Genomic DNA, 15,524 nt, shown 5'->3' on the forward strand with positions numbered 1-15,524 from the left:
ATTTAGTCATTGCCTGTATAAAATATCTTTAAAATTTGGCAATAGTTAAAATTCATGACTACACTCTAGTTAAGTCAATGACTCTAAAGGTTAATTTTACCTTAATGTGGAGTTTTGGACGAGCTTCACGAACAATAACCCTTCATTAGTGACGGTTGTCACCAAGATGCTTTAGGGGTATGATTCTTGGAGTTTAAAAATGCGATGCATATCTTGTTATGTTTTGTGTTGAGTTCGAAACAGTTCCCCCTGTTGGCACAGAACAAAGTTAAAGATTGGATCTATTTCACATAACAATAAGACCAGTTATTTTGGTCGACTGGACATAAAACAGTTATAAGGAATTGGTTTGGCCGCCGACAGCCTTATGATTGGTCCAATATTTGGCGTTACTGCATAGCTGGACTTTACACGCGCTTAGCGTTGGAAAGTTAAAGTAACCTAACCCGGGCACCATGGACCGGGTTTTTTATTGTCTGAAATTCGTGATTTCGAATAATAACTAATAAATTTCGAGCAATAATCAAACAAAAAAGCCAGACGAGTGTCTGGCTTTTTTGTTTCTAATTAGAGCAATACTATTCGCTTTTTGCAGATTCTTGCTTTTCTGCAATGACAGCAAACTCTTTTGTCGGCTTACCAACAATTGAACGCGTTGGCTCTTTGATGTCAGTCAGCACAACATCTATTTGGTCACCAAGTTTAAACTCAAGGTTTCCATCAACACTGATTGTACCGTTGTCACCACTGCACTCGATACGCTTCTTGTTATCAACGATGAGTGGAGCAGGGATAAATGCCATAGCGCCATTTTCCAACAAGCGGGTACGCATACCGGCTCGATTGATATCAAAAATCTCAGCGCTAAAGACAGTTTTCTTTTCTACTGCACCTTTAAGCAAGCGCACGTAAAGCCAATCAGCGACGTCGCGTTCTGCCATGCGGTGGTGCTTACGGTGTAGAGCAAGTTCATCACCAACCTTCTCATCAGGCGTTTGAGCTGATGTATCGCCGCGAACAATGGCCTTAAGCAAACGATGGTTGATCATGTCGCCATATTTACGAATAGGAGATGTCCAAGTCGCGTATACATCCAGGCCCATTGCAAAGTGTGGTGCAGGAGTGTTGCCTACTTCGCTGTAACCTTGGTATTTACGTATACGGTTGTCTAAATACGTAGTGTCTTGCTCATTCAACCAACGGCGAAGTGCAGAGAAGCCTTCGATGGATTGAAGAGACTCAATAGACGTGTCTGCGCCATGTTCGTTAACCAAAGCGAGCGCATCAGCAATTTTTTCTGGTGAGAAACCGGCGTGGGTGTTGAATACTCCAAAGCCGAAGGCGTTACGCAGTGCTCGACCCGCACAGATGTTGGCGGTGATCATTGCTTCTTCAACCATACGGTTAGCAATACGGCGAGGCTCAACGTGGATTGCAACTACGTCGTTTTCGTTACTCAGTTCGAAACGATAATCTGGTCGGTCAGGGAAGGTAACTGCGTTGGTTTCACGCCATTGCATGCGAGCCTTCGCCAGTCCATGAAGTGCTTTAACTTGCGCTTCAATGACGTCAGATGGTACCCATTTTTCGCAGCTACCATTTTCAAAGAAATCAGACACATTGTCATACGACAGACGGCCTTGAGATTTGATGGTTGCAGCGAAGAACGTTGCATCTTCAACAATGGTGCCATCAGCCAAAACGGTGACACGGCAGCACAACGCTGGGCGCACTTCTTCTTCACGCAGTGAACACAAGTCATCACTCAGCTCACGAGGAAGCATTGGAATATTGCGCCCTGGTAAATAGATTGTGAAGCCGCGCTCACGTGCTTCTTTGTCCAGAACGGTATCTTGGGCAACATAAGCCGTTGGATCAGCGATTGCGATTGTTAGCGTGAACGTACCGTCTTCATTTGCAATCGTGTGCAATGCATCATCCATATCTTTGGTTGATTCACTGTCGATTGTAATAAAAGGCAGTGCGGTAAGATCTTCACGCACGAGTTCTTCATCCAACATTTCCCAATGTTCTTGAGGTGCTGGCTCAACGTTTGGCAGATTATGCTTTGCAAGAGTTACCCACCAAGGCGCGATTTTATCGTCAGATTCAGTGATTTTTTCACTGATTTCACAGAAAAAGCCGTTTTCACCGTTAAGGGGGTGGCGAACAAGATGGGCTACCACCCAGTCATCTTCAGAAAGTGCACTGTGGCTCAAGCCTTTGCGCGTTTTGGCGCGAATTGCGTCTTTAAGCTGAGGGCTATCAGGCACCACATTCAGCTTGTCGCGAATCATTTTTACACGACCAATAAAGCGATCCACAGACTGCTCCAGCAGTTCATCTGGCTCCGCAACTTCTTTTTCTTTTTCGGTGCGGATCAGTGCAACCACCTTGTCGCCATGCATGACTTTCTTCATGTATATAGGTGGGATGAAAAAGCTGGTTTTACTGTCGACTTCTAGAAAGCCAAAGCCTTTTTCAGTGGCTTTGATTGTGCCTTCTTTTTTAGGGATGCTTTCTTTAATTTGCTGTTTAAGCTGTGCAAGTAATGGATTGTCTTGAAACATTAGCCTGGTCTCAGAATGTGAACCGCCACACTATACGTATTCAAGATGTCAAAACCAAGGCATTCAGGTGCAGAAATTTTAACTTATCTATACAGCACACTGTTGTGAGGGTAATTGATACTGATAAGACAGTGATTTAGTTAGTTGACTTTGAAGGCGTAGTCATATCTATCAAAAAGATATGTAAGTGGTTTAATTATTTTATGTATGGCTTCTCAAACTTAGCCTGTGTTGAATGCCAAATTTATTCTTGATGACAGAATAGTCAGACAATATTTACAAAATGATGAACTGTTTGATGGGATTGACTGAAGTACTTGCCTTGCCGGAAGAGACGGAAATTGATGAATCACTTGAGCTATGGAGCAAAGCCCTGTTTAAGCGGCTGGAAAGTGAGATTGGTGCCGTCAATATCGCCCTGTTTGTTCTGATCGAAGACAAACCGTTGTTATGTGCAAGTCTCACTACCCAAGTGTTTCACTTTTATCCAAACTTCAGGCCGTCTGAAGAGTACGGTGGTTACTCTATTGATTGGGAACAAGAAGCGAGAAAGTGCGAACGAAAGTTCTCATTGATCGGCGAGTTTCCGGTAAATGGCATTTGGAAAAAAGAGAATGCTCTTTGGGAGCATACAGTTCTTCGTTTAAAGAAAGGTAAAAGAACGCTCGCTTATCTTTTCATCGAATCGGAATGTATATCAGGACATCGTCACTTTACGCCGCGACATTTTGACTGGATTTACGATGAAGCATCAGAAACCTTACGGTGTTTGATACTAAGGCAACAACTGACACAAGTTAAGCATGACCAGCATCAGAATGAGTTAAGCTTTGCCCTGAATAATCACCAACTAACATCCCAACTCTCCTATATGAAAAGCCTTCATGAGATATCTCTTCGCTTTACTAAAGCGACGACGATTCAATCTTTGTGTCGAATTGCTGTAGAGCTGGGGAGAAGCAAGCTGCAAGTTGATCGCATGGGGATTTTTCTTTGCGATATGGACAAGTCAGAAATGTGGGGGACATGGGGAACCGATATTGACGGTAATGTTGTCGACCGGTCAGATTTTCGGACTGAAATGCCGAACAACCTTTTTATGGAAGAAGCATTTTCTAACCAGAATCAGCTTATCGTCAAAGAAAACGTGCCACTTTATTTCGGTACGGAACAAGTTGGCGTTGGCTGGAACGTCATGATGGTCATGTGGGATGGAGATGAGTGTATTGGTTGGTTAGCAGCAGATAATCTACTTTCTCAATCGCCGCTTGATGAACCAAAGAAAGAGGCATTTAAGCTATTAACCGCGTCCATCTGTCAGAAAATCGTTAAGCTTCGTGAAACAGAAGCAGCAGATGAAAGATTCTATTCATTGCAAGATCAGATAAGGGCGCAGACTGAGCGAGACAGTGAAATAGAGAATTTACTGGTAACCACTCGTCAACAAATCCGGTGGCTAAATGTACACGATGAACACTATGGCTTGTTAAACGCCACATACCTAGAACTGGCAACGCCAACCTTTATTAAAGCGGCAAGGAAAAATAAAATGCCGGTGACAGTTGGTGTTGTGTCCATTGATTTTTTCCAAGGCTACAAAAAGCGATATGGTGCAAAACTAGCACGACGCTTAATGATGATGATTGCGGATGACTTAAAGCAGCACTTAGGCGAATTTGAGGAGCAATTATTATGCGTAATAAAAGAGGGGCAATTTGCTTTTCTTGTACAAACCCAAGATGAAGTTCTATTAAGAGATGTCGCTACCAAAATCGTGGACGACACTTACCATCGCAATATCGAAAACGGAACCTCTCAATATTATCAACGTATCACGCTGAGTCTAGGCATTAGTTTTAACTGTGTTGGACTGTTTACTAAGCCGAGTGGAGTGTTAAAAAAAGCGGAAAAAGCGTGTTTGATCGCTGAGAAGCTGGGAAGAAATCGATTTTGTATCGACTGATATGTAGTACCCGAAGTTGTTAGTGCTGGCGGAATTAGCAGCGATTCGTTGTGTTATTAATCGTTTGCAGTCAAAAATACAGCGGTCGTAGGAAGAATTGTGAAGTTGTTCAATTTTTTCTGGCTTTTTTTGGTTTAGTGGCGCAGAATGCTGACCCTTATTGCCGAGGCCCATAGCGTTAGTTGCTGTTGCAGAGAGTAGGACGTCATTGTTTTTATTACTTTGACCCTGCATCAGTGAGAAATAACAGTGCGAAACCGCTAGAAGGGGCCCCGTTACTTTTGTCTATATATTGGGATCCCAATGCAAGAAACTGTTACTGAATTTCGCCAGCTAGAACTGGCTGAAAACATCCTTTCCGCTCTTGACGAGATTGGCTTTGTAGCGCCAACTCCTATTCAGGCGGCTTCAATTCCTCTTCTTCTAACCGGTGTTGATGCACTGGGTAAAGCACAGACTGGTACGGGTAAAACCGCTGCATTCTCTTTGCCTTTGCTGAACAAACTGGATCTAAACCAGCATAAACCACAAGCCATCGTAATGGCGCCTACTCGTGAGCTGGCTATCCAAGTTGCAGCAGAAGTCAAACTGCTTGGTAAGAAAATTGAAGGCCTGAAGGTTCTGGAAATTTATGGTGGTGCGTCGATCGTTGATCAAATGCGCGCACTACGTAGCGGTGCTCACATTGTTGTGGGTACACCAGGTCGTGTTAAAGACCTGATTAACCGCGAACGTCTTCAACTGGACGAAGTTCATACTTTCGTTCTGGATGAAGCAGATGAAATGTTGAAGATGGGTTTCGTTGACGACGTAACTTGGATCATGGAGCAAGCACCAGTAACAGCGCAACGCGTACTGTTTTCTGCGACTATGCCTCCAATGGTTAAAGAAATCGTTGATCGCTTCCTGCGTGATCCTGCACGTATCGACGTTGCAGGTAGCAACCGTACTGTTGAGAAAGTTGAGCAGCAGTTCTGGGTTGTTAAAGGCGTAGAGAAAGATGAAGCGATGGCTCGTCTTCTAGAAACTGAAGAAACGGATGCGTCAATCGTATTCGTACGTACTCGTCAAGACACCGAGCGTTTGGCTGACTGGTTGTCTGCACGTGGCTTCAAAGCTGCTGCACTGCACGGTGACATTCCTCAGTCTTTACGTGAGCGTACCGTTGACCACATCAAGCGTGGCGTAATCGACATTCTGGTTGCTACCGATGTTGTTGCTCGTGGCCTTGATGTTCCACGTATCACTCACGTATTTAACTACGACATCCCATTCGATGTTGAGTCATACATTCACCGTATCGGTCGTACTGGCCGTGCAGGTCGCGCAGGTAAAGCTATCCTGTTGGTTCGCACCAACCAGATTCGTATGCTGCGTACAATCGAACGTGTTACTTCAACGCGTATGGAAGAAATCCAACTTCCTATGCGTGACAAAGTAGCAGAAGCGCGTCTGACTAAACTGGCTGCTGATCTGGCAGAACAGAAAGAAGCCGATAGCTTGGAAGCGTTTGTTGGTTTGATCGAGAAACTGCAAGAGCAGATCGAAGTTGACGCCGCGACGTTGGCAGCAATGCTGCTTCAGCGCCAGCAAGGTAAACGTCCTCTGTTCTATCACGGTCCAGACCCAATGGTTGCTGCTATCGAGCGTGAAAGCCGTCGTCGCAGCGAACGCGGTGAGCGTAGCGATCGTGGTGGTCGTGACGGTCGTGGTGAGCGCAGTGATCGTGGTGAACGTCGTAGCTATAACGCAGCTGATTGGGATACTTACCAACTACAAGTTGGTCGTGACCAAGGCGTTCAGGTTAAAGACATCGTTGGTGCGATTGCAAACGAGCTGGGTCTAGATAAGAACTCTATCGGTTCTATCAAATTGGCAACTGGCCATACCTATGTTCAGCTTCCGAAGAAAATGCCTAAGGAAGTATTGGGTCAACTTCAGCAACTGCGTATTCGCCAAAAAGCGACTGAAGCACAAATTGTTGAAGGCCATGTGAACATGGAGCCACCTCGTCGTCGTAGCAACAACGGTGGTGAGCGCAACGGTAACAGCCGTCGTGATGACCGTGGTCCTCGTGGCCGTGGTGGTGAGCGTGAAGGCAACCGTGGTGGCCCACGTGGCGAACGCAGCAACAGCGGTAGTGGTGAGCGCGGCGGAGAGCGTCGTTTCAACCGTGACCGTGGTGGTGATCAGCGTTCATTCCGTGGCGAGCGTCGCCATACTGAAGCGTAATCCCCAAAAAGCCGGCGAAAGCCGGCTTTTTCTTTTCTACTCCCATCAAGTTTGATGCGTTGACGTTCTAACGTTTGGGACGTATCTATTCTCTTTATGTTGCTATATTTTTGATTCAGCGTTCCTTTTTGAGGACTGCTTTATGCTGAATATGCAATTTGATAAACGTATAATCATCAATACCAATGATCTTGAGTGGCAAACTTCACCAAGCGCAGGCGTGAAGCGTAAGGTGTTGTCGAGAGAGCATGCTGAGCGTGGGCATGCCACAAGCATCGTCAAATATCTCGCTCAAAGTACATTTCCACAACATCAGCACCCATTAGGGGAAGAAATTCTCGTCTTATCGGGTACGTTCTCAGACGAAAATGGTGACTATCCAGAAGGCACTTATATTCGTAATCCACCGGGTTCATTTCATTCTCCATATAGTGAGAATGGTTGTACGATCTTCGTAAAACTTCATCAATTTTCGTCAAATGACCACCATACCGTAAGAGTTAACATCCACGACCCTGATGGATGGGTCGATGCTCAAGGGCGGTTGAAAATGCGTCCGCTGCATGAATTTAACGGTGAGCAAGTTGCTATGATCCTTTGGCCAGCAGGCCAGCACTTTTTCTCGATTTCCCACTTTTGTGGCGAGGAAGTGTTTGTGCTTAAAGGTGAGTATCGAGATGAATTTGGCCGTTATCCTGCGGGCACCTGGATTCGAAATCCGCATATGTATGAATACAACCCTTATGCGGTCGAAGATACGTTGCTTTGGGTAAAAGTGGGGCATTTGCCTTACCCGCACTAGAATTGTGTATTCGTCCTCATATTAAATAAAAGTATGACAGTGTCACATGTTATGCGTTTGATGTATAAAACCATCGCATAAATGCGGTAACTGTTCGCCTTTGAACAAAACAGTCAGTTTTCTAATATGAACGCGAAAGACGTAAATTTGAGACAAATGTCTGTCTCGCTAGCCGCTAGTATATTGCGTGAGTGCACGGTCTTTTTAAGGGCATGCACCTAGTTAGACAATATTATCAGGATGCGGCTAATCAGGATGTTCAAACATCATTACCCTAGTCAGTTGCCATATTTTGATTTGGCACCTGTACCAATGTTGCTTATGAATGAGCGAGGGGAAATCGTTCATATTAATAGCGAAGGTTTCAAACTTCTTCGCTCTGTAAAAGCAGAGGGAATTGTCACGTTAGATGGCTGTCTTTCTCGTGCACAGTGGGCAGATGTTAAACAATATTTCGACGTATTTGACGCCAATCCCTGCGACACGATCTACCGCAATACGCTTACCTTCAAAGGCGATAGCATTGTTCACCTAATGACAGTGACCCTAGCGCAGACACATCCCAACAAACTATTTATAGCGGCATTTTTTCCTTTTTGCGGAGCAGTCGAATCTGATATTGAAATTGATCAAATGCCTATGTGCATGGCGATCGTCAATGATCAAGGAAGGTTCGAGCGGGCAAACCTTGCGTTTTGCCAATTGATTGGTTACGAATTTGATGAGATACGTAATGTTAAAGAAGAAGGCATCACATTCAATTCTGACGCCAATTCGGAGAAGCCTTTATTCGAAAGTCTTTCCCAGAATGGTAAGAATCAATACAGTGTTGAAAAGCGGTATATTCACAAGGAAGGGCATCAGATTTGGGTACGTTCATTTGTTACTCGGGTCGTGACAGCAGGGAAACGACACCAATATATTGTTGCTGTGGTTGATATTCATGAGGAGAAACAGCTCCAGGAAGTCATTTCCACATCGGAACGCCGTTTTCGAGCCATAGCGGAACATGTCAGTTCCGTCGTCTGGATCTCAGCATCAGACCCAATGCGCCTTCTCTACGTTAACAAATGTTATGACGCGATTTGGGAGGAGCCTGTCGAAAAACTTTACAGTGATCCGCGATCATTTCTAGATCGGATCCATCCATCCATCCATCCATCCATCCATCCATCCATCCATCCATCCATCCATCCATCCATCCATCCATCCATCCATCCATCCATCCATCCATCCATCCATCCATCCATCCATCCATCCATCCATCCATCCATCCATCCGATCTTGCCGCTGAAATGCGATTTTCTCCTTCAACGGCTTCTTGGAGTGCGAATTATCGACTTGTCTTTCCGGACAACAGAGTAAAGCATGTACGTGACAATGGACATTGTGTTCTTGATGGAAACGGAGAGTTGGTTTACCGCGTTGGAACGTTAACAGATATTACGTTTGAGATTGATCAGCGCGATACCATGATGGTGATGGCGAAGCGACTGAGAGAGCTTGTGGATTTTGATTCTCTTACGGGTATTAAGTCGCGTCATGCAATCATGTCCGACGTTGAAGATGCGTATCATCAATACACCAAAAATGGTGATCCGTCCGTGTTGGTGTATTTTGACGCAAATGGATTTAAGGTGATTAACGATACCTTTGGGCATGAAGTGGGTGACAGGGTGCTGATTTCCATTGCCAACCATCTTACCAGTAATATCCGTGATACGGATGTGGCGGGTCGCATAGGGGGCGATGAGTTTGTTGTGCTTTTAAGGCATGCTGCGCAGAAAGAAGTCCCCCATATTTTGGAACGGTTGAGTGGTGAGATTTCATCTCCGGGCTTACCCGAAGGCGTCAAAATTTCGTTGAGTCTTGGCGCCGTGGAATTAACATCTGACATAGCCTCTGCGGATCAATGGTTGAGTAATGCGGACGTTTCAATGTATGAAAACAAACGCAAATTCAAACGCGATCACTACCCTATGATGAGATCGATTTGATTCGTCCTAGATTTGACTGGTTTGCTAACATGTTGACGCAATACGCACTTCTTTACACCTCGTCTATCCGCTAACAAATGTGTGTAACCAAGTATTAGAACTTTATGCTGATATGTTTCGGTTGTTTTTAAAATGAGACACGTCTCTGTATTGCATCGGCGTATTCTCTTAGTTGAATAACAGGGGGATTGGCCATGCAGAGCGTAGTAGAAGTATTCGGAACCGCACTTGCCAGCTATTACAATGGCAACAAATCAGGAAAGCTTATTGTTAGGGAAAACAATGGTACATCGGTTATCCCTACATCTGATTTTTTCCGCAGACCGGAAGATGTGGCAACGGATCGTATAGCCCTGTCATATTGCCGACGAAGTGTTTTAAACATTGGTGCCAGTAGCGGGGAACACTCGTTGTTTCTCGTCGCAAAAGGCATCAAAGTGATTTCCATTGATAACTCGCCTATTGCATGCGCAATCATGCACCAGCGAGGTGTGCCATCCGTTATTTGTGGTCACCTGTTTGACCAGCATCCCATGTTCGACCGTACGTTCACTTGGCTGGCGCTGAGAGGTGTTGTTGGGCAACTTGGGAATATTCGAAACTTCTTCCATTTTTTGGATTTGGCCCATAGGAATCTATATCCGGGTGGTCGGCTGATTTTAAGCTCAGAAAATTTGCGGTATGAAGGTTATCGTACGCGCCATCTGACGTTTGAATTTGATGGTCGAGTGAGTGAAGAGGTGCCTTGGTTTGATATTGGCATGTCGACGCTTCGTCAAATTGCGGACAGCAGAAATTTCAATTGTCGCATCGTTTATTGCGACGACAGCAATAAGTATGTGGCATTACTGACTAAACGGTAATTTGTATTCTCGTGGTAAGAGAAAGGGGCTTACAGCCCCATTTTTTTTGAATACTTCTCCACGCAGTTAATAAAGTGAGCACGTTCATCCTCATCCGACATGGCTTTTGCTTGCGCGGAAAGCGTACTTCTATCGGCCAACGAGTTTTTAACCTGCCAGACGGCATAGGATGCCTGTTTATCGAGTTCTATTTTTTGTTTATCAACTGGCGGTAAAAGGGCTAGGTTGTAGCTCATGGTAGGTCTCTTTTCTATTTGACGACGCTACGATAACGAAGACTGCACTAAACGACAAGAGCTTACTGTCACCTTACGTCTTACTGACATACTTGATAAGCCACTGCCGTACTATTTTGTTATTGAATAGATAGGTTCTAAGCGAGGAAATATGGAATTTACCTATCACGATCGTCAAACAATTTATGATGCTTGGATGTCCTATAAAGCCAAATTGCGCATCACACAAATAGAAATGGCGAAAAGGCTTGGCATTAGCCAACTCGATTTTTCCAAGGCGTTACGCGGTGATGTCCCGATGGAGAAAGGGTTTGTTTACCGTTTTTGCAATGAGATTGGGCTCGATCCTGATTTGTCATTGCCTAGCCTCAAAAATAACAAACCCGCGCAGCAAGGAGGCCCCATCGTGATCAAAACCTCTTTTGTTGTAGACGGTACGGTTTCAAAAGTTGAGTATTCAGACAACCAAGTGTTTATTGAGTTCGTCAAAGAGATATAGAAGAAAAGCCATCCTCGGATGGCTTTTCTTGTTTTAACGCTCGAATCGGAGATGGATGATTGTTTACTTCGTTACCATCTTAGCAATCTGTTTGGCACGCTCTTCGTCTGACAATTCTGAGGGTGGCGGTACAATAATCCCTTTTTGACAAGCGGGTCGTTCTGCTAATTCATCTACCCACCGCTGAAGATGCTTCAAACCCGATAGATCGACACCACTCCATTCATGAATCCTGACCCAAGGCCAAGTAGCCATATCCGCGATGGTGTACTCATCACCCGCTAAATATTGATTGCTTTCGAGCTGAGTATTCATGACTTCAAAAAGGCGCCTGCCTTCTTTTTGGTAGCGTTCGATTGCTGCGGGGATTTTTTCTGGAAAGTATCGATAGAACACATTGGCTTGTCCCATCATGGGGCCGACGCCACCCATTTGAAACATCAGCCATTGTATGACTTGGCTGCGTTTTTTGGGATCGTCAGGAAGGAACTTTCCTGTTTTTTCAGCGAGGTAAATGAGTATGGCGCCTGACTCAAATACCGCAAAATTGCCGTTGTCTCGGTCAATGATCGCCGGAATTCGCCCGTTGGGATTAATAGCAAGAAACTCAGGTTTTTTCTGGTCTAGAGACATAAGATCGAGCGCATGAAGCTCATAGGGTACGCCCATTTCTTCCAGTGCGATGGAGACTTTGAAACCATTGGGAGTTCCAGCTGTGTAAAGCTCTATCATGGCATCCGTTCCTTATATTTAGTGTTGAAAAGCTGTTCGTTGGTTAAGCGTTTCTATCCAAACTGATATCGATGGGTAAGTGTCGTCTATTTGGATGTTCATATTGCTAATAAATTGGCAAAAGACGTAGGCGGAGATGTCGGCTACCGAGAAGTTATCGCCTGCGAGAAAGGCCGATTCGGAAAGTCGGGTTTCGAGAATAGGCAGAAACTCAAGAATTCGTTTTTTCGATTCCTCTCCCCATGCTTCGACGCACCGCTCTCTATCACTATATATACCAGATATGTTTCGGAAAGCCTGAAATGCCACGAACAAACCTTGTAGCTCGACGATACGATTCCACATTTCAATCTGGGCAATTTCAAAAGGTGTAGAACCCAAAAGATTGTGGTTGGAAGGGAATGCGGCATCTAGGTATCGGCAAATCGCCATAGATTCTGAGATTGTCGTGCCGTCATCCAGTTCAAGCATGGGAATGCGTCCGTTAATGCTTTTCGCTTTGTAATCGGCAGAAAGGTTTTCGCCACCTCGGATATCCACATCAATACGAGGGATGTCTATGCCTTTTTCGGCGAGAAACAGGCTGACACGTCTCGCGCTGGGTGCAGGTGCTTTTTCATACAGTATCATCTCATACTCCCTGTCGATTGGATGGTAAGTTTAGGTCAGTGGCAAAAGAACGGTGACGATGACGCCCTCTTTGTTTGAACGATTGGAAATCATCAAATCACCACCGTGGAATTCAGCGACCAACCGAGCGATGTAAAGTCCTAAACCTAAATGAGGCTTATCAGACTTTTGACGCTCATGACGTACAGAGACCATGGAGTTGAGCAATTGATTTCCCATATTTTCAGGGAGTAGGGGACCTGAGTTTGAAACCGTGATGCAGGCCTTATCTTTTCGATGAGTTAGGTACACGTCAATTGGTGTTCCGGGGGTTCTGAATTCCACCGCGTTTGCGACAAGTTTATCGAGCAGTTGTGCGATGTATTCGGGCACACCCTCAGAATTGTAATTGCCTTCTGTCACTTTTAACGAGAACGTTTGTTCAGGGTAGGCATATTCATACCCCTGCACACAACCTTCGATCACTTTATTTAGCGGGTATTTGACGCTTTCTGCATGTTCAAAACTTTGTTCTAAGCGCGTTGCTTCTGTCATGCTAGATAAAATGGTCGCAAGGCGTTTCACTCCCTCCTGAGCGCGATCGATATACCGCTGCTGGTCTTCATTTTGTGTCACGAAAGAGAGGTTTTCCAATGACGACCGCACCACTGCAACGGGGGTTCTAAGTTCGTGAGACAAACTGGATGACATCTTTTCCAGATAACTGTTGTAGTCTGAAAGACGCGTTACCATGGTTGACAGCGTTCGGGATAAATCGCCTATCTCATCCGCACTTGAAATTGGCGCAAGTTGATGTTTTACCCGGCCTTGAGGATCGATTGCACTCTCTGCATCATCACGCAGTTTCCTGACTCGACGGGAAATGTGAGAACCAAACAAAAGCAACACAATTACGCCAGTACAAATGACCGCCAGCAACACATTGAACAACTGTTCAAGCGCTTTGTTTCGAAGCGTTTTAATCCCTTTCGTGGTTTCTTCCACGACCACCGCGCCAATCACTTCGCCGTGTACTTTGATCGGATAAGCGGCAGATAAAATCATCTCGCCTTGTTCTGGCGTAATGCGCCAATTCGCATAGGGGCGGCCCAGCAATGCCTGTTGAACATCAACACCTCGAACGATGGCAGCGTTTTGCATTTCATCAATAATTTCTTCCGGCGGGCGTTCTAATAGTTTGTAATAGAGCGGGTTCAACACGTTCATTTGCAACCAGCCCATCATGCCATCTGGGTTCTCTTGATATTTTATCGTCGTTTCCCACACACCATTGGCTGATTGAAGGTCGCCTACTTTAGCTAATACGCGACCATGTTTGTCTACGACCCATACCACTGACGATCCATCAGCCATGCCAGATAAGACATTGTCAATTTGCGGCGAGGGCTCAAGGAAGGTCCCTAAGGTTTCTGCACTGCGAGGGTTAGAGGTGGCAATAATTGTTTCAACGTCACGATTAAAACGATCGTTAACGTTGTAGTAAGCAACGCTAAGCTTCTCGCCAACTAACCAAGCGGGCAAGGCAACCTCAATCGTGTATCCTGTGGCCGTTTCCTGCCACCACGCCTTTATCGCATCTGACAGGAAGTTGTGCGTATCGTCTGAGATATCGCCATCAATAAGATAAACGTCCGCTTTTCCGCTTTTTGTTGCGGTAATAGCGTATCGTTTTAGTTCACCTTCCGGCGTTGTAAGTGTGATAACGAGATGGTCATTTCGGTCAATACGGTGCGCGTTTTTGCGTTGAAGTACGGGTTTTTTATCCGTCACGTCGACGAGTGCGTAGATATCATGCCCATCACTGCCAAGAGAGAGGTTGAAGTTGATGTCATTGTGGTTATACGGTGTGCGACTGAACAGTACATTGGCATCGCGATAGCGCGTAGTATGAGCTCGATACCTTTGCCAATCCAACGCAGAGCCATCTAAATCGATAGGGCTTTGCAACGCCAGCGCATAAAGGTCTTTGCCTTCTTCCAATCTGGGTTTGGTATTGAGTTGTCGTTCAAATAGCTCAGGTTGTTGATTTAGCGCCATGGAAAAGGCACGCGCCGAGCCCATCAAAGTTTGTTCTTGCCCCTGTCTGAGTACATTTTCTAACTCCCAGACATAGTTGTATCCAATGAGTGGTAAAAGAAGCAAAAGCCCTGAGAGCAGAACCACTTTTGCACGAATGCCGGATAACAGATGCCAGACACGGGAGAACAGGTTTTTCATTTAGAACTGTCCCAACGATAACCCATGCCATAAACCGTATCGATGTGGTCGAACTCACTGTCTAACGAGATAAACTTTTTACGAATACGTTTTATGTGAGAAGTGATAGTGCTGTCATCTACGACCACGTGAGCTTCTTGCATTAAGTCTTGTCGACTTCTGACATGCCCCGGTCTTTTCGCCAATGCATGAACCAACCAAAACTCCGTCACTGTAAGGTCTACCGTTTTCTCGTCCCACATCACCTGCATACGATTAAGGTCCAGTACAAGGTTCCCGCGTTCTAATATGGATTCCGTTTCTGCAGATGCTTGACTGAGAAGATCGCTTCGGCGGAAAAGGGCGGCGATTCGCGCCATCAAATGCGGTAGAGAAACATCCTTAGTCAGGTAGTCGTCTGCGCCCATGCGCAATCCCACAACGGTATCAATGTCACTGTCTCTGGCTGTGAGGAAAATGATCGGCAATGTTGCCGACAGGGAGCGCAATGACTGACAAAGGTGGAAACCCCCATCAATTTCATCGGCCAGACCGATGTCGATGATGGCCAAATCGGGGAGACGCTGTTTGAAACCGTCTTCTGCATCCGGTCGATTGGCATATGTTGATACGGCATACCCTTGCTTTCTTAGCACGTCAGCATAGTTTTCTCGGATGGCTGGTTCGTCTTCCACGATAGCAATGCGTTTCATTTTTACTCAATTATTCAAACAGTAGATAGAACGACTATACCGCAAAAAAACGGGGGAAAAAGGGGTTCTCAGCGAATTGTGGCAAAAGCCA

At 45.4% G+C, this 15,524-nt stretch carries 12 protein-coding genes and 1 pseudogene; 7 read left to right on the plus strand and 6 right to left on the minus strand.

Going from position 1 to position 15,524, the window contains the following annotated elements; genetic code table 11:
* Positions 1-578: 578 nt before the first annotated feature.
* The gene (locus tag B5D35_RS07075) at positions 579-2,570 is read right to left on the minus strand and encodes an exoribonuclease II (RefSeq protein ID WP_078751890.1); all 1,992 of its coding nucleotides are present in this window, start codon (positions 2,568-2,570) and stop codon (positions 579-581) included.
* A 1,522-nt stretch (positions 2,571-4,092) separates the two neighbouring features.
* Between B5D35_RS07075 and B5D35_RS25475 the strand changes: the two are divergent.
* The 6 genes and pseudogenes from B5D35_RS25475 to B5D35_RS07105 form a co-directional block, all read left to right on the plus strand.
* Positions 4,093-4,533, plus strand: a pseudogene (locus tag B5D35_RS25475) (diguanylate cyclase domain-containing protein); the annotation flags it as partial.
* Between the two features lie 303 nt (positions 4,534-4,836).
* On the plus strand, positions 4,837-6,765 hold the full coding sequence (locus B5D35_RS07085) for a DEAD/DEAH box helicase (protein WP_078751892.1): 1,929 nt from the start codon (positions 4,837-4,839) through the stop codon (positions 6,763-6,765).
* Between the two features lie 142 nt (positions 6,766-6,907).
* Positions 6,908-7,567, plus strand: a complete 660-nt coding sequence (locus B5D35_RS07090; protein ID WP_078751893.1) for a cupin domain-containing protein — start codon at positions 6,908-6,910, stop codon at positions 7,565-7,567.
* Positions 7,568-7,822: 255 nt separating this feature from the next.
* Entirely contained in the window at positions 7,823-8,932 is a 1,110-nt protein-coding gene (locus B5D35_RS07095; RefSeq protein ID WP_170915143.1) for a PAS domain-containing protein, read from the plus strand.
* A gap of 47 nt (positions 8,933-8,979) precedes the next feature.
* The gene (locus B5D35_RS07100) at positions 8,980-9,564 is read left to right on the plus strand and encodes a GGDEF domain-containing protein (protein WP_244556525.1); all 585 of its coding nucleotides are present in this window, start codon (positions 8,980-8,982) and stop codon (positions 9,562-9,564) included.
* A gap of 194 nt (positions 9,565-9,758) precedes the next feature.
* A complete protein-coding gene (locus tag B5D35_RS07105; RefSeq protein WP_078751896.1) occupies positions 9,759-10,427 on the plus strand; it encodes a class I SAM-dependent methyltransferase in 669 nt (222 codons plus the stop codon).
* A gap of 29 nt (positions 10,428-10,456) precedes the next feature.
* Here B5D35_RS07105 and B5D35_RS07110 read toward each other — a convergent pair whose 3' ends face one another.
* Positions 10,457-10,663 carry a DUF3283 family protein gene (locus B5D35_RS07110; protein ID WP_078751897.1) on the minus strand — a complete coding sequence of 69 codons (207 nt, stop codon included), beginning with the start codon at positions 10,661-10,663 and terminating at the stop codon, positions 10,457-10,459.
* A 151-nt stretch (positions 10,664-10,814) separates the two neighbouring features.
* On the opposite strand from B5D35_RS07110, the gene B5D35_RS07115 reads away from it, so the two are divergent.
* Positions 10,815-11,162 carry a helix-turn-helix domain-containing protein gene (locus B5D35_RS07115; protein WP_078751898.1) on the plus strand — a complete coding sequence of 116 codons (348 nt, stop codon included), beginning with the start codon at positions 10,815-10,817 and terminating at the stop codon, positions 11,160-11,162.
* Between the two features lie 63 nt (positions 11,163-11,225).
* Here B5D35_RS07115 and B5D35_RS07120 read toward each other — a convergent pair whose 3' ends face one another.
* The 4 genes from B5D35_RS07120 to pdsR are packed head-to-tail and all read right to left on the minus strand — an operon-like array spanning position 11,226 to position 15,433.
* A complete protein-coding gene (locus B5D35_RS07120) occupies positions 11,226-11,894 on the minus strand; it encodes a glutathione S-transferase family protein (RefSeq protein ID WP_078751899.1) in 669 nt (222 codons plus the stop codon).
* 18 nt (positions 11,895-11,912) lie between these two features.
* Positions 11,913-12,524 carry a glutathione S-transferase family protein gene (locus B5D35_RS07125; RefSeq protein WP_078751900.1) on the minus strand — a complete coding sequence of 204 codons (612 nt, stop codon included), beginning with the start codon at positions 12,522-12,524 and terminating at the stop codon, positions 11,913-11,915.
* A gap of 30 nt (positions 12,525-12,554) precedes the next feature.
* Positions 12,555-14,741, minus strand: a complete 2,187-nt coding sequence (gene pdsS / locus B5D35_RS07130; protein ID WP_078751901.1) for a proteobacterial dedicated sortase system histidine kinase — start codon at positions 14,739-14,741, stop codon at positions 12,555-12,557.
* Positions 14,738-15,433 (minus strand): proteobacterial dedicated sortase system response regulator, encoded by a 696-nt coding sequence (gene pdsR, locus B5D35_RS07135; RefSeq protein ID WP_078751902.1) that lies wholly within the window; start codon positions 15,431-15,433, stop codon positions 14,738-14,740. Before pdsR ends, pdsS begins: the two co-directional genes overlap by 4 nt.
* Between the last annotated feature and the right edge of the window lie 91 nt (positions 15,434-15,524).

It is taken from the genome of Enterovibrio nigricans DSM 22720, from assembly GCF_900167155.1.
In the GTDB taxonomy this organism is placed as follows: domain Bacteria; phylum Pseudomonadota; class Gammaproteobacteria; order Enterobacterales; family Vibrionaceae; genus Enterovibrio; species Enterovibrio nigricans.

Bases quoted from the DNA above. Each gene is read 5' to 3' on its own strand.
- B5D35_RS07075 (WP_078751890.1), bottom strand. From the start codon at position 2,570: ATGTTTCAAGACAATCCATTACTTGCACAGCTTAAACAGCAAATTAAA.
- B5D35_RS07085 (WP_078751892.1), top strand. From the start codon at position 4,837: ATGCAAGAAACTGTTACTGAATTTCGCCAGCTAGAACTGGCTGAAAAC.
- B5D35_RS07090 (WP_078751893.1), top strand. From the start codon at position 6,908: ATGCTGAATATGCAATTTGATAAACGTATAATCATCAATACCAATGAT.
- B5D35_RS07095 (WP_170915143.1), top strand. From the start codon at position 7,823: ATGTTCAAACATCATTACCCTAGTCAGTTGCCATATTTTGATTTGGCA.
- B5D35_RS07105 (WP_078751896.1), top strand. From the start codon at position 9,759: ATGCAGAGCGTAGTAGAAGTATTCGGAACCGCACTTGCCAGCTATTAC.
- B5D35_RS07110 (WP_078751897.1), bottom strand. From the start codon at position 10,663: ATGAGCTACAACCTAGCCCTTTTACCGCCAGTTGATAAACAAAAAATA.
- B5D35_RS07115 (WP_078751898.1), top strand. From the start codon at position 10,815: ATGGAATTTACCTATCACGATCGTCAAACAATTTATGATGCTTGGATG.
- B5D35_RS07120 (WP_078751899.1), bottom strand. From the start codon at position 11,894: ATGATAGAGCTTTACACAGCTGGAACTCCCAATGGTTTCAAAGTCTCC.
- B5D35_RS07125 (WP_078751900.1), bottom strand. From the start codon at position 12,524: ATGATACTGTATGAAAAAGCACCTGCACCCAGCGCGAGACGTGTCAGC.
- pdsS (WP_078751901.1), bottom strand. From the start codon at position 14,741: ATGAAAAACCTGTTCTCCCGTGTCTGGCATCTGTTATCCGGCATTCGT.
- pdsR (WP_078751902.1), bottom strand. From the start codon at position 15,433: ATGAAACGCATTGCTATCGTGGAAGACGAACCAGCCATCCGAGAAAAC.